General features: G+C 38.5%; 18 protein-coding genes. 2 read left to right on the forward strand and 16 right to left on the reverse strand.

Going from position 1 to position 21,132, the window contains the following annotated elements:
• Nucleotides 1–44: 44 nt before the first annotated feature.
• The 6 genes from pdxA to A9C19_RS14485 form a co-directional block, all read right to left on the reverse strand.
• On the reverse strand, nt 45–1,046 hold the full coding sequence (gene pdxA, locus A9C19_RS14460) for a 4-hydroxythreonine-4-phosphate dehydrogenase PdxA (protein ID WP_072580585.1): 1,002 nt from the start codon (nt 1,044–1,046) through the stop codon (nt 45–47).
• Nucleotides 1,036–2,343, reverse strand: a complete 1,308-nt coding sequence (locus A9C19_RS14465) for a four-carbon acid sugar kinase family protein (RefSeq protein WP_072580586.1) — start codon at nt 2,341–2,343, stop codon at nt 1,036–1,038. The genes pdxA and A9C19_RS14465 overlap by 11 nt, the downstream gene beginning before the upstream one ends.
• A gap of 45 nt (nt 2,344–2,388) precedes the next feature.
• Nucleotides 2,389–3,216 (reverse strand): ATP-dependent sacrificial sulfur transferase LarE, encoded by an 828-nt coding sequence (gene larE / locus A9C19_RS14470; protein ID WP_072580587.1) that lies wholly within the window; start codon nt 3,214–3,216, stop codon nt 2,389–2,391.
• A gap of 82 nt (nt 3,217–3,298) precedes the next feature.
• A complete protein-coding gene (gene larA / locus A9C19_RS14475) occupies nt 3,299–4,561 on the reverse strand; it encodes a nickel-dependent lactate racemase (RefSeq protein WP_072580588.1) in 1,263 nt (420 codons plus the stop codon).
• Between the two features lie 275 nt (nt 4,562–4,836).
• Nucleotides 4,837–5,958: a 2-keto-3-deoxygluconate permease gene (locus A9C19_RS14480; protein WP_072580589.1), complete on the reverse strand. Its 1,122-nt coding sequence runs from the start codon at nt 5,956–5,958 to the stop codon at nt 4,837–4,839.
• The gene (locus A9C19_RS14485; RefSeq protein ID WP_072580590.1) at nt 5,948–7,120 is read right to left on the reverse strand and encodes a glycerate kinase; all 1,173 of its coding nucleotides are present in this window, start codon (nt 7,118–7,120) and stop codon (nt 5,948–5,950) included. Before A9C19_RS14485 ends, A9C19_RS14480 begins: the two co-directional genes overlap by 11 nt.
• Nucleotides 7,121–7,269: 149 nt before the next feature.
• Between A9C19_RS14485 and A9C19_RS14490 the strand changes: the two genes are divergently transcribed.
• Nucleotides 7,270–8,349 carry a CdaR family transcriptional regulator gene (locus A9C19_RS14490; RefSeq protein WP_072580591.1) on the forward strand — a complete coding sequence of 360 codons (1,080 nt, stop codon included), beginning with the start codon at nt 7,270–7,272 and terminating at the stop codon, nt 8,347–8,349.
• Between the two features lie 269 nt (nt 8,350–8,618).
• Here the strand turns inward: A9C19_RS14490 and A9C19_RS14495 are convergent, their stop codons facing one another.
• From A9C19_RS14495 to uxaC, 9 genes are all read right to left on the reverse strand, one after another.
• Nucleotides 8,619–9,263: an urease accessory protein UreH gene (locus A9C19_RS14495; RefSeq protein WP_072580592.1), complete on the reverse strand. Its 645-nt coding sequence runs from the start codon at nt 9,261–9,263 to the stop codon at nt 8,619–8,621.
• A gap of 58 nt (nt 9,264–9,321) precedes the next feature.
• Complete coding sequence (gene larC2 / locus A9C19_RS22465) at nt 9,322–9,786, reverse strand: nickel pincer cofactor biosynthesis protein LarC2 (RefSeq protein WP_072580593.1); 465 nt, start codon at nt 9,784–9,786, stop codon at nt 9,322–9,324.
• Nucleotides 9,787–9,823: 37 nt separating this feature from the next.
• The gene (larC, locus tag A9C19_RS22470; protein WP_072580594.1) at nt 9,824–10,732 is read right to left on the reverse strand and encodes a nickel pincer cofactor biosynthesis protein LarC; all 909 of its coding nucleotides are present in this window, start codon (nt 10,730–10,732) and stop codon (nt 9,824–9,826) included.
• Between the two features lie 2 nt (nt 10,733–10,734).
• On the reverse strand, nt 10,735–11,484 hold the full coding sequence (gene larB / locus A9C19_RS14510; RefSeq protein ID WP_072580595.1) for a nickel pincer cofactor biosynthesis protein LarB: 750 nt from the start codon (nt 11,482–11,484) through the stop codon (nt 10,735–10,737).
• Between the two features lie 73 nt (nt 11,485–11,557).
• Nucleotides 11,558–13,030: a gluconokinase gene (locus tag A9C19_RS14515; RefSeq protein ID WP_072581907.1), complete on the reverse strand. Its 1,473-nt coding sequence runs from the start codon at nt 13,028–13,030 to the stop codon at nt 11,558–11,560.
• A gap of 97 nt (nt 13,031–13,127) precedes the next feature.
• Entirely contained in the window at nt 13,128–13,925 is a 798-nt protein-coding gene (gene larE, locus A9C19_RS14520; RefSeq protein ID WP_072580596.1) for an ATP-dependent sacrificial sulfur transferase LarE, read from the reverse strand.
• Nucleotides 13,926–14,003: 78 nt separating this feature from the next.
• A complete protein-coding gene (locus A9C19_RS14525; RefSeq protein ID WP_072580597.1) occupies nt 14,004–14,774 on the reverse strand; it encodes an SDR family oxidoreductase in 771 nt (256 codons plus the stop codon).
• Nucleotides 14,775–15,064: 290 nt separating this feature from the next.
• Nucleotides 15,065–16,333 carry a nickel pincer cofactor-dependent isomerase, group 22 gene (locus A9C19_RS14530; protein WP_072580598.1) on the reverse strand — a complete coding sequence of 423 codons (1,269 nt, stop codon included), beginning with the start codon at nt 16,331–16,333 and terminating at the stop codon, nt 15,065–15,067.
• Between the two features lie 25 nt (nt 16,334–16,358).
• A complete protein-coding gene (uxaC, locus tag A9C19_RS14535; RefSeq protein ID WP_072580599.1) occupies nt 16,359–17,762 on the reverse strand; it encodes a glucuronate isomerase in 1,404 nt (467 codons plus the stop codon).
• Nucleotides 17,763–18,146: 384 nt separating this feature from the next.
• On the opposite strand from uxaC, the gene A9C19_RS14540 reads away from it, so the two are divergent.
• On the forward strand, nt 18,147–19,316 hold the full coding sequence (locus A9C19_RS14540) for an ROK family transcriptional regulator (protein WP_072580600.1): 1,170 nt from the start codon (nt 18,147–18,149) through the stop codon (nt 19,314–19,316).
• A 221-nt stretch (nt 19,317–19,537) separates the two neighbouring features.
• On the opposite strand, the gene gndA is transcribed toward A9C19_RS14540, so the two are convergent.
• Nucleotides 19,538–20,953 (reverse strand): NADP-dependent phosphogluconate dehydrogenase, encoded by a 1,416-nt coding sequence (gene gndA / locus A9C19_RS14545; protein ID WP_072580601.1) that lies wholly within the window; start codon nt 20,951–20,953, stop codon nt 19,538–19,540.
• Nucleotides 20,954–21,132: the final 179 nt, after the last annotated feature.

Consider the following 21,132-nt stretch of genomic DNA (forward strand, 5'->3'; position numbering starts at 1 on the left):
GTGTTTCATAGCCTAACTGCCATGCGCTTTGTGTAACCTCTTCATTATTTTTTTGGAGCGAGCTCCACTCCTTTTTTTATCGCTTCAAGTAGACTTTTTTCATCCGCCATCCCTTTTCCTGCAATATCAAACGCCGTGCCATGATCTACACTTGTTCTAATAATCGGAAGGCCTACTGTAATATTGACACCTGTATCGAGCCCAAGTACTTTAACTGGTCCGTGCCCTTGGTCATGGTACATAGCAACAACAATGTCAAAATCCCCACGGACTGCTCGGAAAAATAATGTATCAGCCGGCAGCGGACCCTTGACATCCATTCCTTCACGTAGAGCTTTTTCCACAGCAGGAACTACTTTTTCCTCTTCTTCCCCATAACCAAATAACCCATTTTCTCCAGCATGTGGATTAATACCACAAACCGCGATTTTAGGATGAGGACAACCTGCTTTCTCAAGTGTCTCGTGGGCAAGCTTTAGTACATGATACACTCGGTCTGGATTGATTAACTTTACTGCATCTATAATCCCCACATGGGTTGTAACATGAATCACATTCAAGTTTGGTGCTGATAACATCATGGAGAAATCCTTCGTATTAGTTAAATCTGCTAAAATTTCTGTGTGACCTGGATATAGATGACCACCTTTATGTAGGGCTTCTTTGTTTAGTGGTGCTGTACAAATCACATCAATTTGCTTTTTATTGGCTAACTCTATTCCAGTTCGTAAATATTCATAGGCAGCATGACCTGCTTCTGCAGATACTTTCCCGATCGGTAGAGTAGCTGGAAGCAAATCTAAATCTAAGCAAAAAACCGTTCCATATTTGTACGACATTCTTTCAAGTTCGGTAACTGAAATGGATTGAATCTCTAGTTCACTTTTCACATAACTCTTTGCCCGTTCTAGAATCTTTCTATCTCCAATAACGAATGGATGACAGCTATCATAAATTTCTTCATGAGCGAGACTTTTCAAAATGATTTCAGGACCAATTCCTGCGCCATCTCCCATTGTTATTCCGACTACTGGCTTATTTGCCATCCTGATCACCCTCTCTTGTCATGAATTTCAAAGCAGACACTAGAGCATCTTCGTTTCCAAATCCTCCTGCTTTCGTTACTGTCCAGAACGTCCGCTCTCCTGTGTTTATCTTCCCAAATGGTAAGCCAGGCTCAATCTCTGAAATGAGCGATAGGGTTGTTACTCCTAAAGCGGAGCACACAGATTTAGCTGTGTCTCCTCCTGTTAAGATGAATCCATTTATCTCTTCTTCCTTTTCTATAATTGAAGCGACGATGAGTCCCAGTTCACCTGAAAGTCTTTCACTCACCTGATGATGATCATATCCAAGCATAGCTCCTGTAAGTTTTGCTTCACGTCGATTTTCACCTGAATTGTCCAAATAGAGGACAAGATGCTTCTCTTTCCTACCATTTAGCTTTTCTAGTATATCTGTACTAGTAAATGTCTTGGTTAGTAATTCAACTGGATTGAGTTCAATAACAGCACAATCCTCTTCTGTTCGTAGTCTCTTAATCTGTTGTTGTGTGTTTTGGGATAGGCTTCCTGATACTGTTAAAATCTTATTTATTTCATGCTGTTCATATCCATTCTTTTTCCCTGGAGATAGTCCTAACACTTCGGGGATATAGTCAATTAATCCACCTGACCCAGACCAAAGAATACGTTCACTAAAATTTGCGAACAGCCTAACAATTTTAACAAGGTCCGCTTCTGTTTCAGCATCACATATAAACCACCGACTTGCCAATAGAGCTTTCTTAATCGTATTAATTCCCTCTTCATGCGAACTACGAATTGCCGCAATATTTAAAAGAAACAGCTCTTCATCTACCTCTGACTGCAAAAGATCTGGGATAGAACTTGTCGCCACTGGTGTTTTAGGATCATGAGCAAATTCTGTTTCGTGTAGTAGTACGTTATGTACAAAATGATTTCCGTTTTTAGTTGTTCGATTTAGCTGAGGAAATGCCGGGGCAAAAACGACAATTTCTGGTTGATAAATAGCAACAGCTTCTTTTAATTCAGCTGCTATATTTCCTCTGAGTGTAGAATCTACTTTTTTATAAAGATAGGTATATTTTTCTTCTAGTAAAAAAGAAGCTGCCATAGCCGTTCTTTCACACGCTTTACACGGATCCATCGCCCGGCTATCACTATCAATAACAAGGACCTCGGTACCTTCTCCCACAGTCGACTGAACTAGCCCATTTATGTCTATCATGACTGTTGTAGAAAATCCTTTTTTTGCTAATTGAACGCCTGAATCATTGGCCCCTGTCAAATCATCAGCTATGATTCCAATTCTCTTATCCAACTAACATCCCCCTAGTTGCTGACTTTAGCTTTCGTTTCTTCCCAACTACACTCTCTCTACCTGCTTTACACTGTCTTTAAGCAGTTTATTCATACTTCCACTTTTGTATCCTGACATATCTAGTGTTACATACGTATATCCATTCCCCTTTAAGATGTGTACGATTTCTTCATGATTCTCAAGTAATCTTTTGAAGTCAGCCGGTTCTACTTCAATTCTAGCAATCTCTCCATGATTCCGTACTCGAACTTGACGAATTCCAAAGGCTCTTACTGCTTGCTCTGATTGATCAATTCTTCTTAGTTTTTCAATAGTGATTTGCTCACCGTATGCAATTCTTGAAGAAAGACAGGCAAATGATGGCTTATCCCATGTGGGTAGGCCCATTTGCTGCGAGAGCTCTCGTATCTCAGCTTTATATAGATTTGCTTCCTGAAGAGGACCTCGCACGTTATATTCCTTTGCCGCTTTTGTTCCGGGTCGATGCTCACCAAGGTCATCAGCAATCAATCCGAAGATGACATTTTTATATTGATTCTCATGCATGATTGGAATTAAATGCTCAAACAAGCTTTTCTTACAGAAGTAGCAACGGTTAGAAGTATTCTCGGCATATCCTAAAATGGCGAGCTCGGACGTTTGGATAACTTCATGACGCGCTCCGAGAGCTTCAGCAAGCTTTATCGCTTCCTGAAGCTCTTCAAATGGATATGTCTCACTATCCGCAGTAACTGCCAACACATTTTCTCTACCAAGTGTATCAAGTGCTGCTTTTAACAAAAATGTACTATCAACTCCACCTGAAAAGGCAATGACTACAGTTCTCATTTCTTTCAAGATTTCTTGTAATCTTCCATATTTATTTTCAATCATTTGGATCATCCTTACCATTAGTTGATTTGAGTCAGATGTTGTTAGTCTGCAAATTGTCTATTTGTTTTCTCTTTAGCCTGTTCTACTCCTCTACATAAGGGATTGTTAAGGGTCCTAGAGGTAAGACAGCAATGGTCATATTTTCCCCATACACTTGTTTTAGCTCTTCAAGCGTTTTTTCTATATTGTGCGTAGGCTTGAGCATTGTCGAACGAACTTGTTCGTCTGTTAGCTTTGAGTAAACATGAATATCAGCCCAAACCTGGGTAACGGCCTGTTTTTGAACCTGCCATTGGTCAAACATTTTAAATTCAGGGTCTTCTATCAAATCTAGTAATGCCTGCGGGCTATCAGCAAACTCAAAGATTTTTGAATAGTTTCCATGATCAGGTAAACCATCCGAGCATTCTGAAGCGACAATAATCGTTCCACCCTTCTTCACAATCTTATGAGCAGCACTCATCCCTTTTACAGCCTGGTAGAGATTCTGGTCAAGTGGATACCCAGAATTAGAGGTGATAACAACATCAAAGCGTTCTTCACAGCGAATCATTGCATGTTCCTTCACGAATTCACAGCCTTTATCATGTGCCTCATACAATTCCCCAGCAAATACAGAGGTGATTTCTTTCTCACGATTCAACGTTACATTTAGCATAAAATGAGGTTTGCACATCCGATTAACTTCCCTTGTCATATCTTGAACCGGATTTTCGTTCATATTACCCCAAGTAGAACGAGCATCACCAATCATCCGAGCATTATGGAATGTCATAATCGTTTCAATTCCAGCTATTCCTGGCATAATACCTTTTGGGCCACCGGAGAATCCCGCAAAGAAATGCGGTTCAATAAATCCAGTGACAATTCGAAAATCAGCTTCCACGTATTCTTTATTCAAATAAACATCACAGCCAAATTTGCTTTTTCCTACATTCACATGTGTCTCTTTCTCATGGCACTGGTTATTAATAATTCGAATATGATTCACTACCCACTCACCAAGCATTTGGATAAATTCTTCTCTCGTTTGATCACGATGTGTTCCAGTACCGTTGATAATAACAAAATTTTCAAGCGGTACATGCTTTAACTCATCAAGGAGAGCGGGAACTAATTTGTGATTCGGTGTTGGCCTTGTAATATCACTAATCGCGATCGCAACCTTATCTGTCGATTTCACCATTTCTCGTAAAGGTGGAGTGCCTATTGGATTGTTCAATGCATCCTTTAACGCCTCCATATCATTTTCCACTCTAGATAGGTTATTAGGCTCTACTACAAATGTGTTATCTGGTAGAGTAAGAGATAATCCTGTTTTTCCATATAATAATGTTGTTTCCATTTGAATCTTCACCTCTAAATTTGACTTTGTTATATCCTGTAGTATGACGTTACATGAATCCAGTTTCCCAAGAAAAAGAAACGTTCGGTTATAAGATAACTACGTTTTAGAATTCTTAAAACACACTTCTGTAAGAATGAGTCTAATCCCTTTAATTACCTTAATCATGTGGAAGTTGATCATCTTTTTACATGTATCGTACTAATCAACATAGTTGATGAAAAGTGCCTATTAAAAATAAGCCTACCCCTGAGATTCCCAGGGGTAATGTAGGTTTATTTAGCAATAGATTCCTCACCAGTTTCCACGAAAGTAGAATTGCCCTGCTCTTGTTTCCCGTCAATTCCCCTTTTCCTTTGCCACTTATCAACAAGGATGACAACAATCGGACAAAGAATAGCTGTCGTCAAGGTTGAAATGGAGATTTGCGCTGTTGCAATGTTGACGATTCCTGCATAGGCCGCTGCTTCGGCCTCTGTCATCATTCCAGCGTTTGCTGCAACTGCAGCAGCTGCGGCTATTGCGGCTGGTGTACCAACTGCGTTTCCAGCAGTAGATGCTTCTGAAACTGGAGCAATAAAGCTTTTTTCTCTAAACGCCTTAAAGACGAGAATTCCTGTAAGCGCTGTTAAACCTGTTGTCAAAAAGCCAAGTGTTAGCCCTGCAGCTAATACTTCTAAGTTAAAGAATGTAGCGAAGTTCATACCCGCTCCTAATGCAAAAGCGAAAAATGGAACCGGGAGAATCTCACCAGGCTTTAAAAACTCACGAATATCAGAATCAAGATTACCTAATAGCATCCCTATTAAGATTGGAAGTAAGACGGCAATAAACGAGATAATTGGAAATTGAGATCCTAGTAAACCTAAAGACATGAGAGTAAAAAACGGGCCATCATTTAAGGAAAGAACGGCTACAGCCCCTACATCAGATCGGTTGCCATATTGACTAGTTAGTGCTGCAAACATACCACCATTACCGTTTGTCATGGCCGCAATGATTGCGACAGTAGATAAACCGAATAGTCCTGACATTGGATCAAAAAGATATCCGAATAAAAGTCCTATAGCTAAACCAGTTAAATATTTTGAAGAAGTAAGAAGAACACCTTTTTTCAAGGCGGTACCTCCTACGCGGAAGTTCATTTGGCTACCTGCACAGAATAGGAACAATGCAATTAACACAAGTGCACCATCTTTAAATAATTGTTGAGAAAAACCCCCAATTCTTAAGAATTCATAATGCCCATCCGCTGTTGGAGACACCCCTAGTGACTTCAAGCCTTCCATTATAAACGGAAGATGCATTTGGTCAATCGTGTTGAGGGCTGCACCTAACATAAGTGGGACAACCATAAGACCACCTGGGATTTTTTCAATTGATTGTTTAATTTTCATTATTTAGAACCACCTTTCGTTTTTGAAATTCATGGTTACAAAAATAAGAACGAACAACTTGTTCCGTAGAAAATTCAATGAGTTCACCGGCATTTTCCATTGCTTCATGTAATGTCATCGGCCGATTAATAATACTATTCACACTTACCACACCATAACGATGAAGAACCTCAATTCCTTTTCCAATAGACCCCGCAAGAATAATCGTTGGGATTCCATAGGATTGGGCAGCCTGTGCAACCCCCATTGGCGTTTTGCCTGAAGCGGTTTGATCATCAACTTGACCTTCTCCTGTAATAACTAAATCTGCTCCGTCAATTGCCTTATGAAATCCAATATGGTCAATGACAACATCTATCCCTCTTCTCATTTCTGAAGGAAAGAAAACTTGGAATGCACCGCCAATACCACCAGCAGCCCCTGCTCCTTTTACGTCATGGATTCTACTACCTGTTGCGTTTTCCACACAATCTCCCCAGTGGGACAAGTTGGCATCAAGTGTTCTAACCATATCCATAGTTGCTCCTTTTTGAGGCCCGAATACATGCGAAGCACCATTAGGTCCAACGAATGGATTCTCTACATCAGAAGCGATTAAAAACGTTGAAGTCTGGATACGAGGGTCAAACTTAGTTGCGTCTATCCTGTGGACCTTTGCAAGTTCGCCCCCACCATAACCAATCTCTTCCCCTCTCACATCTACCACTTTTAAACCAAGTGCCTGTAGCATTCCAACTCCACCATCATTTGTTGCAGAACCACCTAATGCTAAGATAAAAGAGGTATAGCCATCATCTAACGCCTGGCGGATTAGTTCTCCTGTGCCATAGGTCGTTGTTTTTAGTGGATTCAAATCCTTCTCATCAACAAGTGCAAGTCCAGAGGCTTTTGCCATTTCGATAATACAGGTCTTACCATCACCAAGGACTCCATATTCAGACATAATTTCATGTCCTAAGGGTCCAGTTACTTTTATTTGCTTCGTTATACCATTTGTAGCCGTAATCAATGTTTCAAGTGTACCTTCACCACCATCACCGATTGGCATACAAATTGTTTCCGAATTAGGAAACGCTTTTTTAATTCCCCTTTCCATCGCTAGTGCGACCCCAACTGCACTTAAACTACCTTTAAATGAGTCAGGTGCAAGTAGAATCTTCATTCTATCCCTCCTCAAAAAAGAAAACGTTTACATCTTATAACTTATTATACTAAGCTTGTTATAGGAAAACATCGTGTGTACAATATGAAATATAGTAAGAAAATTAAGAATTTTTTGTGTGCTATAACTAATTTTGCGGAGGAAAAGCTATGTTAACAAAAGAAATAGCCCAGACCATTGTCAATGAAACCTCAAATAAATTAAATCGAAATATCAATATCATGAATGATACAGGTATCATCATTGCTTCTACTGATCCAAAAAGAATTAGCGATATTCACGAAGGTGCCCAGGAAGTAGTAAAAACCCGTCAACCCCTTACAATTTCAGCTGATAACAAACATGGTTGGCGCGGTTCTCATCAAGGAATTAATCTACCAATTGAATTTCAGGAAGAAATTGTAGGAGTTATTGGGATTACAGGAAATCCAGAAGAAGTAAAAGACTTTGCCGGGATTGTCAAAATGATTACAGAGCTTATGATTAAGCAAAAATTTATTGCTAATCAGTTAGAGTGGCAGCAACGGACGAAGGAAATGATTATTGAGGAATTATTAAAGGAAGCTCCTTCTTATAAAAATGTAGACCGTGGTCTACATTTACTTGAAACAACACTTAATGGACCGTTTACCATTCATGTTGTTCAGCTATTCGACAGATCCATTTCCAATCAAACAATTCTTCAACTAACAGAAAGAATGATCGGTGATGGCCATGGATTTTCATGTTTTATAAACATCAATCGACTTTTCTTTGTTTTTTCAGGAATTTCAGAGGCTGAGGTCGATAAAAAACGCATGCTAATTTATAAGGAATTAAAGAAGAAAAAGTTAGCATTTAAACTAGCGTTTAGCACCCCTTTTACACTCCTTGAAGATTTCAAGCATTCGTACACTAGCTGTGAACTTGCCTTGAAGATTAGCTCCGCTGATGAAGATTTTATATCATTTGCAGACATTGAGGCAGAAGCACTCATTCATCTAATTGATCCAGCATGGACCCAAAAATTCTCAGACCGGGTCATGAACAAAAGCGTAAAAAAATACTCCCATACACTAGGAACTTTTTTCAATAAGAACTTAAACATTCAGCATACAGCAGATGAACTCTTTATCCACCGTAACACTTTAATTTACAGATTAACAAAAATACATGAAGAAACAGGCTACGATCCGAAAAACTTTAAAGATGCCCTTACTCTTCAGCTTGCTCTATGGTGTTCAAAGTAAGCGAGCCTACTAATAACAGCGACTAGGAACAAAAGCGTAATTAGCTTCATCTGTACTTATTCTTGAATTGATCTAGCAACATTTGTCACATTTGAAGCTCTATAGCTAAGCATTGAAAAAGAGGCTGGGACAAAACAAAGAGCCAGGCACCCTCCGATACAATCTATTGTGTGCACTAGATAAATCAGTGCGTACATATAGTCGTTACGATAAGGTGCCAGGCACTTCTGTCCCAGCCTCTTTTTTTGGTATTTCACCATTCATTTACATCATTTTAACCATATCGTAAATAAACCCTCATTCACTCCTAAATTGTACATATAATAAAGACCAAATCCAAAGCTCACTGCCCCGGTGAGCATTGTTAGTGAACGGCTTACTCCTATGTTTTTTCGGCTGTATACAAAAGGAAGTCCAATAATCGTTGTAAAGAACATCATTCCTAGAATGGTTCCTACACCAAAAACTAAAATATAAATGATACTTTCCCAAACAGAGTTCACGGTTGATATTGTTAATAAAACCATTGCTGCACTACCGGCAAGACCATGAATAAACCCGATAAATGTTGATTTTACATACGAATGTTGATGGAGCTGTGTATCTTGTAGCTGTTCTTTTTTAGTCAGAATGCTTTTTACACCAAAATAGACTAGCATTATTCCTACAAGGAATTCTAATGACATTGCCCACTCGGCAGATATACCACCTTTTAAGAGAATAATAGCAATTCCTACTATAAAGAGTGTCAATGTATGGCCTATCCCCCAAAAAACTCCTGTTAATGTAGAAATCCACAGCTTTTTACCCTTTCCTGCAACAGTTGCAACCGCAATGACATGGTCCGGCTCTAATGAATGTTTAATTCCCATCAACAACCCAAGGAATAAAACAGAAAGAAAACTAATTGTCATAGTTACTTACCACTCTTTCATTAAGAATACTTTTATAATAATGTGAAACCATAGATGGCTATTCTATGAGCTTCCAAACCTGCTCGTACACTTTTTTTAATGGAAGCTGATGGGCATCCGCAATTTTTTTGCACTCTTCAAATTCTGGAGATCTTTGAATTACTTGACCATCATAGATCCCTTCCTTAACGGTTATAGGCCCCCATTCCGTTTGGACCTGTGTGAACCTTCTCTCGGCTCTAAACACAGTCAACGGATAATATCTTATTCCAAGTGTAGTTGTTTCTTTTACTAATATTTCTCTCATAGCTGTAAGCTTATCGCGGTGACAAAGTAACTGAAGTAGGACACCAGGTCTATTTTTTTTCATATAAATAGGCGTATAAAATACATCATTAGCACCGGATTCGAAGAGTAAATCCATGACATAACCAAGCCATTCTCCTGATATATCATCAAGATTCACTTCAACCTTAAGCATTTCATCATCAATATGCTCCTCATTAGGTGGATGAGAAATCATCTGTATCCCCCTCTCACTTACACAGTTAATGATTAGCCTATTCTCCAATCACTACTCGAAGTACGTTTGGATGATCTTTAAACGTTTTCGTTCCTGCTCCATATCCAATCGCTTTCACTTCCATAGATGGAAGAGTACTAAACTCTTCTGTTAAAACCGCTACGATTGCCGCTCCAGTAGGAGTCGTTAATTCAAACCGAACATCACTCTGCTCAATGGGAACCCCCTTTAACATCTCTAACGTTGCAGGTGCTGGAACTGGATAAATTCCATGATCAATACGAATTCTTCCTGTACCAACAGGGATTGAAGAAGAGATTACTTTCTTTATTTCCAATTGATGAATTAAAATAGCTGTCCCAACAATGTCAATGATAGAATCGACAGCTCCCACTTCATGGAAATGGACCTTGTCCAAAGGCACACCATGTATATGTCCCTCTGCTTCACCAATCTTCTTAAAGATCTGTAATGCTGTTTCTGTCACTTCACTTGAGAAGTCAGCAGACTCAATTAGCTTTACGATATCTTTATATGTCCGATGATGGTGATGATGAGTATGGTGGTGATCATGCTCATGATTGTGGTCATGAGCATGATTGTGGTCATGAGCATGATTGTGGTCGTGCCCATGGTCGTGACTATGTTCATGGTTGTGGTTGTGGTTGTGGTCGTGCTCATGGTCGTGATTATGCCCATGGTAGTGGTCGTGGCCATGGTCGTGATTATGCTCATGGTGGTGATCATCTTTCAATAGCACATCGAATTTTGTACTAGTAATCCCGTTCTTTACAACTTTCTCCCATTGAAGCTCATATTCTTCATCGATTTGGAGTTTTTTTAATTCACTTTTTAGCCACTCTGGATCTCCACCTATATCGAGAAGAGCACCAATCATCATATCACCGCTAATTCCTGAGAAACAATCTAGATAAAGAGTTTTCATTGTCATCTATCTCCTTTCTGGGCCATTTGATGGATTAATACAGCATTATAAGCAGCTCCAAAGCCATTATCGATATTGACTACACTAATGCCGGAAGCACAGGAATTTAACATTGTTAATAATGCAGATAACCCGTTAAAATTCGCGCCATAGCCTACACTTGTTGGGACAGCAAGGATGGGATGACTAACAAGTCCACCTACTACACTTGGAAGGGCACCTTCCATTCCAGCCACTACAACGGAAACGGTTGCTTGTTGAATTTCTTCAATTGAAGCAAATAAACGATGGATTCCTGCTACGCCCACATCATAAAATCTTCTTACTTCACTTCCTAAAGCTTCTGCTGTAACAGCGGCTTCCTCTGCTACCTTTAAATCTGACGTTCCTGCACAAACAATGGCAATATACCCTTCAGATGCTACGGCTTTTTTTTCATCCTTCCAGAACAGGATTTGTGCGATTTCATTATACGTAAACTCAGGATATTCCTTTAGGATATATTCTGCTTTTTCTTTAGAAATTCTTGTTGCTAGTACATCATGATCATTAGAACGAATGGACTGAATAATTGAAAGAATTTGTTCTTTCGTTTTTCCCTCACCGTATATAACTTCAGGAAACCCTTGACGCTTTTTTCGATGATGATCGACTTTTGCAAATCCTAAATTTTCAAAGGTTGATAGTTGTCCCTTTGCTTCGTCGATACTTAATGATCCAGATTGTACTTGTCTTAAAATGTCTTCTAGCATTGTTATTCACCCTTATTAAAAGATTTAAGCTGCATTCATTCCACTATTCATAGTTGTAAAAAACTTAAGATTATTAGAAATGCTTTACTAGATCATTTACTAGTAGCTCATATTTTTTATAGAGCTCTCTATACGTTTTATGATTTGACTCATTTGGAACAATAGGTGTACTCATTGGAATGTTTTCCTTTATCTGTTCAAAAGAAGCCACTTTATTAAGTGCAACTAATCCTGTCCATGCTGCTCCCCATGCTGCACTATGATGGCTTTCTGATACATACACTTCTTTCCCAAACATATCAGCAAGCATTTGTAGCCACAGACTTGATCTGGCCAATCCGCCATTTACATAGATTTTATCGGGTGCTCCAGCTAAGTTCTCTAAGCTTTGTCCGATTTGATAGAGGTTCAATGTGATTCCTTCTAATACTGCGCGAACGAAATGTTCTCTTTTATGAGTAACAGACATTCCAAAAAAGTTCCCTTTTGCCTGCTGATTCCATAGTGGTGCTCTTTCACCATTTATGTATGGGAGAAACAATAATCCTTCTGCACCAGGTGCTACTTTTTCTGCTTTTTGTGTAAATTCATTAAAACTACCTTCATAATTGAGGAGTTCCTTTAACCATTGTAACGCGATTCCACCATTGTTTGTAGGTCCACCTATAATAGAGAACTCTTTTGTAAAAGCATAGCTGAACGTATCGTGCTTTTCTGTAATGTTGAATCCATTTGCAAATTGGCGAATCGCGCCACTTGTCCCGGCTGTAATCGCAACTTCACCGGGAGATATCGCTCCGATTCCAAGGTTAGCTAATTGACCATCAGCAGCCCCCATAACAAAAGGTAAGTCACTGTCTACTCCCATTTCTCCCGCAATATGTTCTTTTAGCCCAGTAAGAATAGTAGTCGGTGAAACAACCTCTGAAAGCTGATTTCTTTGAATGTCTGCAAGCTTTAAAAGATCTTCGTCCCAGTCAAGTGAATGAGCGTTAAGCAATCCCGTAGAAACAGCCATTGAGTAATCAACAATGCGTTGATCAAACCATTTTAACAGAAGATATTCTTTAATTGATAAAAAATAAGCTGCGCTAAGGTATGGTTCATAGCCAACTTCTTTCATCCAGATAAGCTTTGAGAGTGGAGTCATAGGATGAATGGGTACACCTGTTTTCTCAAATAGCATTTTACCCTTTTCTTGCTTCACTTTTTTAGCTTGTTCACTACTTCTACCATCTGCCCATATCAGTGCAGGTGATAATGGCTGACGATCCTTTCCTATACAGATAAGAGAATGCATAGCAGAAGAAAAGCCAACGGTAAGTATCTCCGTATTGTTGATATCCCCTTGCTCTATGGCAGTCCGTACTACTTTGACTGCTAACCGTTCAATTTCGTCTGGATCTTGCTCCACCCATCCTTGCTTAGGATAATAAGAGGTAATCAATTCCTCTGACTCAGAGACAACTTTACCATTCAATTGAAAAACAACTGCTTTTACACTTGTTGTACCTATATCAAGTCCAATTACTACTTCTCTTGTCATAGCTTCATCTTCCTCTTCAAAAATATTGTACCAACCTGCACCACTTCGCTTTCTCACCAAAGAAAAGGCCTTGGAAATAACTCCAAAGCCTGTTTGATTATGAAAGAACCTTGTTCATACTCCCACTCTTATATCCGATTAAATCTAACGTTATATATTTATAACCATATTCAAGTAGCTTAGTGGCAATCTTCTCATGATTTTCTAGTATGATTTTCATATCGTCTGGCTCCACTTCAATCCTCGCCATATCCTGATGGGTTCTGACTCGAACTTGACGAATACGAAGCGTTTTTAAATAAGCCTCTGCTTTTTCTACTTTCGTTAGCTTCTCAATTGTAATTTTGTCACCATACGCAATTCTAGATGAAAGGCAAGCAAAGGACGGCTTGTTCCATGTAGGCAAATCCATTTCCTTTGACAGCTCTCTTATTTCTTCTTTAAATAAGTTTGCTTCCTGTAATGGCCCACGTACTCCCTTTTCCTTTGCAGCTTTCATCCCAGGTCGAAATTCATTCATATCATCTGCGATGACGCCATATACTACATTGTTCAAGCCCTCTTTTTCCATAACAGGGATAATCTGTTCAAATAAGCTATTTTTACAGAAGTAGCATCGATTTCGATCATTTTCTGTATATCCTGGAATGGCTAGCTCTGATGTTTCAATGACTCGATGTGTAGCGCCAATTCTTTGTGCTAACTCCTTTGCCTCTTGAAGCTCGCTCGATGGGTATGTCTCAGAGTCAGCCGTTACAGCTAACACTCGGTCGGTCCCCAATGTATCTACGGCAACCTTTAACAAAAAGGTACTATCCACTCCACCTGAAAATGCGACAACAACTGATTCCATCTCTTGGAGAATAGACATTAAATTAAGAAGTTTTTCATTCATGCTTGTCTTCTCCCTTCTACATCTATAAAACTAGTAAACTACTCAATAGTATACCGAAAATATCTGAATATTTACAGATTAAATTGTCATGCTGCCGAATCCACCATCAACACGAATCAGTGCCCCTGTAACGAAACTTGACGCTTTCTCAGATGCAAGCCAAACCGCTGCTCCCTGTAGCTCATCAGGGGTACCAAAACGATTCATTGGCGTATGATTCATAATTGAATCAATTCGTTCTTCACTTAAGATTTTTCTATTTTGTTCGGCTGGGAAGAAGCCAGGAATAATCGCGTTCACACGTATGCCATTTGGAGCAAGCTCTCTTGCTAAGAATTGTGTCATGCTATTAACTCCAGCTTTTGAAACAGAATATGTAAACACCTTTGAAAGCGGAGTTGTTGATGATACAGACGAAATATTAATAATACTTCCTTTTCTTCCTTGCTCAATCATTTTCTTAGCGAAAATCTGGCAAGTAACCATCATTCCTTTTAAATTAACATCCATAATGTCATCCCACTCTTCTTCCCCTAACTCAAAGAAGGGAGTTGCACTATTTTTACCCGGTGCATTTAGAAGAATATCGAAGCCACCCGCCCATTCCTCAATTTCCTTAGCTACATCTTCTAAAGATTCTCGCTTACTAACATCAGCTTGAAATGCTTTTGCCTTTCCACCGGCTTCTTCAATTTCTTGGACAACTTGTTTTGCTTTTTCAATATTTCTTCCTACAATGGCAATGTTCGCACCATGTTCAGACATTCCTTTTGTGATTGAGGATCCTAATACACTGTTTCCTCCAAAAGCTACGACTGTTTTTCCTGTTAAATCAAATAAATTTGACATATAGATCATCCCCCTTAAATTGTTTTTACATCTTTTATTGATTTTCTTTAAAATGACTAAATTAAACTTTGTTTGTGATTCGATAAAAGCATTCTCGATCCACTTGCTGTCTTGGAGCCTCTTATTAAAAGCACAGGACAGCTTCTCCCGAAGGAGTGTCCATGCCATTTACTCCAATTACCAATGTGCTAAAATTTAAAATCAACCATACGCTTTAAACATAGACTTAAAAAGATGAAAAAGATTCCATTATAATCCACTAGGTTGTGTACTAAATTCAAGAGAATCAATTAGTTTAAATTTCCGTCCTGATTAAAGGAAAGCTCATATAAATCTGATAGTAAGTCCATATCAGGATGATTTTTCACATAATCAACTAAAGCTTCCGATACTTCAATTTCTGCGATTTCTAACGTATTTTTAATCCGAACCATTTTGACTTGTGTAAAATCTAAAATATTACAGGTTTTAATGGCCGCTTTCATTGCATCTTCATCATTTGCTAATGTTGTAGCAATTTTTGTCGGTGCACAGACTGTTGATGTTAATCCGTTTGCATAGGTTACTTCACGATCCATCTTGTCAACTAAACGCTGGGTTGTGAAATCAGCTGTTCCAACTCCATTGGCATTTCCTTCTGTTTGATGAGTTAAATCAAGAACCACCATTTTATTTACGTCAGGACCACCCTTAGCGTAAGGTGTTGGATAACGCCCTGTAATATTCGGATCCATTCCGTCACCGCTAATGTTTTTTCCAATTTCATCAATAACAAGGACGTCGATTTGCTCAAAAAACAATTTAGGTAGAAGCTGTTTGGCTAATGCTTGGAGATCTGGCTCCTTTTCTTCAATTTCTTCCACGGCTAACACCTCTACTTGAACCACCTTATCAAATGCATTTTCAAGTGTAGCCACTCCAAAAAGAATCGGTGTTTTTTGCATCATCATTTTAGCCATAGCCGGAACATTTTCCGCCATATATTTAAAGCCAAGTTGATGTGTTGCTTCTGCACCCTTTTGCTTACCTAAGCCTATACTAATCATTTTCATTATGCCGCTTTCAACTGGACCTCTGAATGCCGTATGTGGTTTAATTCTGTTGATAACGATGATTCCATCTGCCTCTGAGGCATATTTGTCAATATAAACTGGTAAGCCATTCGGTAGCTCACCTAGTTTAATTACTTCCATTGACGATCGTATTTCTGCTTTTACACTCTCTTCTGTTACACCAAGATGGGCTAATACCTCTTTTTGCCCTTCTGCCGTTGCTCCCCCATGACTTCCCATACTAGGAACAATAAATGGCCTTGCACCTAAATCTTTCAAAAACTGCACGGTCGTTGCTGTTACTTCAACTAGACGATCCATCCCTCTGCTGCCTACCGCAATCGCAATTTCCATCCCAGGCCTTACTTTTGAACGAATCGTTTCTACCTGTAATTTTTCATTAATGGCTTGTTCTACATCCTCAATTTTAGTTTGATCAAAGTTTTGCTTTACCTTCGCCATTTTCGGAACCGGAATGTCCTTTAGTAGATCTTTAAGAATTCCCATCGCTTTTATCTGCTCCTTTAAGTAATCATCTTAACGAGAAATATTCTTTTGCGTTATGAAAACCAATATTTTTGACCATTTGATGTAAAATCGCTTCATCATTCGGAACTTTTCCATCTTCCACCCATTCACCAATGATCGTACATACAATTCTTCTAAAGTATTCATGACGAACATATGAAAGAAGACTACGAGAATCTGTTGTCATTCCGATAAAGTGGCTGAGTGAGCCTAAGTTCGCTAAATCTGTCATTTGATTGAGCATGCCATTGTATTGATCATTAAACCACCAGCCAGAACCAAATTGAACCTTACCAGGAATACCCTCTTCAAAGAAATTCCCAATCATCGTTCCAATTACATAATTATCACGTGGATTTAAATTATAAAGAACAGTTCTTGGAAGCGACCTAGCTTGATCAAGGGTATCTAGAAAACGCGACAAACCTTCAGCTAGTAATTGATCACCGATTGAATCAAAGCCACCATCTGCACCAATTAATTCTTTCATATACGTGTTATTATTTCTCAATGCACCCATATGTAGCTGCATAACCCATTCTTTCTCTGCGTACATCTTTCCTAATTCAACTAAAAGATAGGAGCGATAACCAATAATTTCCTCAGCTGTAAGCTCTTCATTCTGTAGACGTTTAGTAAAAATCTCTTCTACTTCAGCCTTTGGAAGATCTTTGTATACCATAAGTGGGATATCATGATCAGATGCATAGCAGCCGTTTTCAGCAAAATAATGAACTCTTTCTTTTAAGGCCTTTACTAAACCATCAAGTGTATCAACCTTTAGGTTAGTGGATTTCTCTAGTTTAGTAAGCCATTCTTTGAAACTAGGTCTTTCAAGAAACAGCGCTTGATCAGGACGAAATGTTGGACCTACTTCCACAGAAAATTCTTCATCCTCTTTTAATAGCTTATGATAGTCTAGAGAATCAGTTGGGTCATCTGTAGTCCCAACAAATTGTACTTGTGACCGTTCGATAAATCGGCGGGGCTTAAAGTCATCAGTTTGCAACTTTTCGTTACATTCTTCCCAAATTTCTTTTGCTGTATCCGCAGATAAAAGCTTCGAAATACCGAAATAGGTTCTTAGCTCCATGTGCGCCCAGTGGTAGAGCGGATTTCCGAATAAATAAGGCATTGTTTCAGCCCATGCGGCGAATTTCTCCCAATCACTCGCATCACCAGTAATTAAGTGTTCATTTACTCCGTGAATACGCATAGCACGCCATTTATAATGATCACCAGCAAGCCAAAGCTGTGTCATATTTTCAAACGATTGATTTTCATAGATTTCCTTCGGACTTAGATGACAATGATAGTCGAAGATCGGTAAGTCTTTCATTACTTGATGATAAAGCTTCTCTGCAGTTGAATTTGTTAGTAAAAAGTTCTCATCTAAAAACGTTTTCATTTCTTTCTCCTCCAAATTCCTTTAGTATGTATTCTTAGATTCTATATAACAAGTGTTAGTAATAGTTGAATACCGAAACTCTTTGCTCTTTTTACGTGAGCCATAGAAATCCCCTCGGTGAAAGGCCTGATTTTTTTCATTTTCCTAGCTTTTAGTAAATCATTTCTGTGCTATAATTACCTTATTACATTAGTTAGTTTACAAAACAAATTAATGTGTTATCAGTAGAATATCACTTCTACTACTACCCGTCAATGATTTGATTTTTACATTTCTCCCCTTATGTCATGATTGATTTTCTAGTGTAATGGTAGAATGTATAATGATTTTATTGGCAATTTAGAGCGTATTCTCTACCACATATATTAGAAGGGTGATTACAACATGGCAACAGGCGATGCTGCTTATATTAAAAAAATTAATAGAAGTTTGATTATAAGTAAAATTATTGAAGAAGGAATGATTTCAAGAGCCGATTTATCAAAGATCACTAACCTTACAAGAGCTACAATCTCCGTTCAGGTAGCAGACTTGTTAGAAGAAAATTTGATAGTGGAATCTCAACAGGAACATAACCATGTAGGAAGAAAACCAATCATGCTTTCACTTAATCGTCTTTCCGGATTTGCATTAGGGATAGACTTAGATTACAAACAGGTGACATTTACCTTATCTGATTTAGCTGGAAACCCTGTTCAAACAGAAGTAGTTGAGCTGAAAAACTCCCTATATGAAAATGCACTTGAATTACTTAAAAGCCAAATTAAAGCTTTTGATGATCAATGTTCAGACAGTCACTTTGGTCTTATAGGGGTTGTAATTGGCGTACACGGGATTGTTACAAAAGGTCAAATGATTAATTTTGTTCCTCAGCATAAATGGGAACACAAACATCTAAAGGAAGATCTAGAGAAGGACCTCAATATCACTATACGTATTGAGAATAACGCAAATTTATGCTCATTTGCAGAGAAAGTCTACAAGCGTCATCAAAGTGAGAATTTAGTGAGTGTTAGTATGTACTCTGGCATCGGATTAGGCATCTTAATCAACGGGGACCTGCTTAAGGGATACCATGGATACGCTGGTGAAATGGGGCACATGATCGTCGTTCCTGAGGGTAAAGCCTGTAATTGTGGAAACTCAGGTTGCTGGGAACTATATGCTTCTGAAGCTAGCTTCTTTCGTCAGCTACATGAATTGCAGCAAACTCAAGAACTAACCTATAAGGATGTAAAAAAGCTTATGGATGAACAAGAGCCAGCTACGCAAAAGCTACTAGAAGAATTTATAAACTATGTAGCCATCGGTCTAAATAACATTATCAATTTATTAAACCCTGAAACATTAGTGTTAAATAGTGAGCTATTAAAGCTAGATCCGCATGCTATTGATAAGATTAAGGCTAATCTTACTTCATCCGTCAGCTATTATCATGAATTGTTTATCTCAGATTTAGGAAAAGATGCTGCTGTAATGGGAGCCTGTGCGTTGGCGATTAAAAGCTTTTTAGACATTCCTGATCTAAGACTACACATTGAGGATGTTCAATAAGATAAGCATAAGGCGACAAGGGCTAGACACTGAAACGACAAATATTTACTACACCCTTTTATGTTTGATTAAGCTTGCAAGTGCCTTAGGTAGCAAAAACTACGATAGAACACTCCAACACATGTAACCCCACTCTTTATCTTGAGTAGGGTTACATGTGTATCTAGTACATTATCCAATATGGATGACGAAATATCACCTCTGCTAGCTTAATGATGTTCTCATTCCATCCAATTTGTATGAAATACTCCTTCTTTATCAATGCGTTGATACGTATGAGCTCCAAAGTAATCACGTTGAGCTTGTAAGAGATTCGCTGGTAATCCTTCACTACGATAACTATCATAATAAGCGATAGCACTTGAAAATGCTGGTACTGGAATACCATTTTCTACTGATAAAGATATCACTTGGCGTAAGGCTGATTGATACGTTTCTACGATTTCTTTAAAGTATGGATCTAAAAGAAGATTTGCAAGGCTCGGATCACGATCGTATGCCTCTTTAATCTTTTGTAAGAATTGAGCACGGATAATACAGCCACCACGGAAGATCATGGCAATATCTCCATAGTTAAGGTCCCACTTGTATTCTTCTGATGCTGCCCGCATCTGAGCAAAGCCTTGAGCATATGAAACAATTTTACTTAAGTAAAGAGCTTTCCGAACAGCTTCAATCAAGTCTTCTTTCTTTCCATTAAAGGAAGTAGGCTTTGGTCCTTTTAACAGCTTACTAGCTTTTACTCTCTCATCCTTCATAGCCGAAATGAAGCGAGCGAAGACTGACTCCGTAATAATTGGAAGGGGAACACCTAGATCAAGGGCATTTTGACTTGTCCACTTTCCTGTCCCTTTTTGTCCTGCGGTATCAAGGATTAAATCAACTAAAGGTTTACCGGTTTCTTCGTCTACTTTTGTGAAAATGTCAGATGTAATTTCGATAAGATAGCTGTTAAGCTCTCCTTTATTCCAGTCGGCAAAAACCTGATGGAGCTCTTTTGCACGTAAGCCAAGTACGTTTTTAAGAATAAAGTAAGCTTCACAAATTAATTGCATGTCACCGTATTCAATCCCATTGTGAACCATTTTCACATAATGACCTGCACCATTTGGTCCAATATATGTCACACATTCCTCTACTCCAACTTTAGCTGAAACCGCTTTTAAAATGGGTGCAACTAGCTCATAAGCTTCCTTCTGTCCACCTGGCATAATAGAAGGTCCTTTCAATGCTCCTTCTTCCCCACCTGAAACACCAGTCCCAATAAAATGAATGCCTGTTGATTCTAATTCTTTATTTCGTCTGATTGTATCTTCGAAAAATGTATTTCCACCATCTATTAAAATATCACCTTCTTCAAGATATGGTCGTAATGATGCAATTGTTGCATCTGTAGCTGCACCTGCCTTTACCATCAACAAAATTTTACGTGGTTTTTCCAAAGAAGTAACAAACTCTTCGATCGTTTTTAACCCCACAACATTTTTTCCTTCTGCTTCATTTTTTAAAAACTCTTCTGTTTTCTCATATGAACGGTTGAAGACGGAAACAGAATACCCTCTGCTTTCAATGTTTAAGGCCAGATTTTTTCCCATTACAGCTAATCCAATAACACCTATTTGTTGTTGTTTTGACATATCCATTTCCTTTCTTAATAGAAGAGATAGACTCTATAAATCACTCAAAAAGATTCAACAGACTATCATCATCTATTAATTTGTTTTGTAAACTAATTAATATGAGAATATCATTTCCCTTTATCCTTCGTCAATAAAGAATAGATTTGGGTACCATTTTATTATAGTACCCAAAATCA

This window comes from Bacillus weihaiensis (assembly GCF_001889165.1).
In the GTDB taxonomy this organism is placed as follows: domain Bacteria; phylum Bacillota; class Bacilli; order Bacillales; family Bacillaceae; genus Metabacillus; species Metabacillus weihaiensis.

Excerpts from the sequence above, each read along its gene's own strand:
- larA (WP_072580588.1), bottom strand. The coding sequence starts at position 4,561 with ATGGAAACAACATTATTATATGGAAAAACAGGATTATCTCTTACTCTA.
- A9C19_RS14525 (WP_072580597.1), bottom strand. The coding sequence starts at position 14,774 with ATGTCAAATTTATTTGATTTAACAGGAAAAACAGTCGTAGCTTTTGGA.
- A9C19_RS14530 (WP_072580598.1), bottom strand. The coding sequence starts at position 16,333 with ATGGGAATTCTTAAAGATCTACTAAAGGACATTCCGGTTCCGAAAATG.
- pdxA (WP_072580585.1), bottom strand. The coding sequence starts at position 1,046 with ATGGCAAATAAGCCAGTAGTCGGAATAACAATGGGAGATGGCGCAGGA.
- larC2 (WP_072580593.1), bottom strand. The coding sequence starts at position 9,786 with ATGATTTCTCATCCACCTAATGAGGAGCATATTGATGATGAAATGCTT.
- gndA (WP_072580601.1), bottom strand. The coding sequence starts at position 20,953 with ATGTCAAAACAACAACAAATAGGTGTTATTGGATTAGCTGTAATGGGA.
- larC (WP_072580594.1), bottom strand. The coding sequence starts at position 10,732 with ATGAAAACTCTTTATCTAGATTGTTTCTCAGGAATTAGCGGTGATATG.
- larE (WP_072580596.1), bottom strand. The coding sequence starts at position 13,925 with ATGAATGAAAAACTTCTTAATTTAATGTCTATTCTCCAAGAGATGGAA.
- larE (WP_072580587.1), bottom strand. The coding sequence starts at position 3,216 with ATGATTGAAAATAAATATGGAAGATTACAAGAAATCTTGAAAGAAATG.
- A9C19_RS14480 (WP_072580589.1), bottom strand. The coding sequence starts at position 5,958 with ATGAAAATTAAACAATCAATTGAAAAAATCCCAGGTGGTCTTATGGTT.
- A9C19_RS14490 (WP_072580591.1), top strand. The coding sequence starts at position 7,270 with ATGTTAACAAAAGAAATAGCCCAGACCATTGTCAATGAAACCTCAAAT.
- A9C19_RS14515 (WP_072581907.1), bottom strand. The coding sequence starts at position 13,030 with ATGACAAGAGAAGTAGTAATTGGACTTGATATAGGTACAACAAGTGTA.
- uxaC (WP_072580599.1), bottom strand. The coding sequence starts at position 17,762 with ATGAAAACGTTTTTAGATGAGAACTTTTTACTAACAAATTCAACTGCA.
- A9C19_RS14495 (WP_072580592.1), bottom strand. The coding sequence starts at position 9,263 with ATGACAATTAGTTTTCTTTCTGTTTTATTCCTTGGGTTGTTGATGGGA.
- A9C19_RS14540 (WP_072580600.1), top strand. The coding sequence starts at position 18,147 with ATGGCAACAGGCGATGCTGCTTATATTAAAAAAATTAATAGAAGTTTG.
- A9C19_RS14485 (WP_072580590.1), bottom strand. The coding sequence starts at position 7,120 with ATGAAGATTCTACTTGCACCTGACTCATTTAAAGGTAGTTTAAGTGCA.
- larB (WP_072580595.1), bottom strand. The coding sequence starts at position 11,484 with ATGCTAGAAGACATTTTAAGACAAGTACAATCTGGATCATTAAGTATC.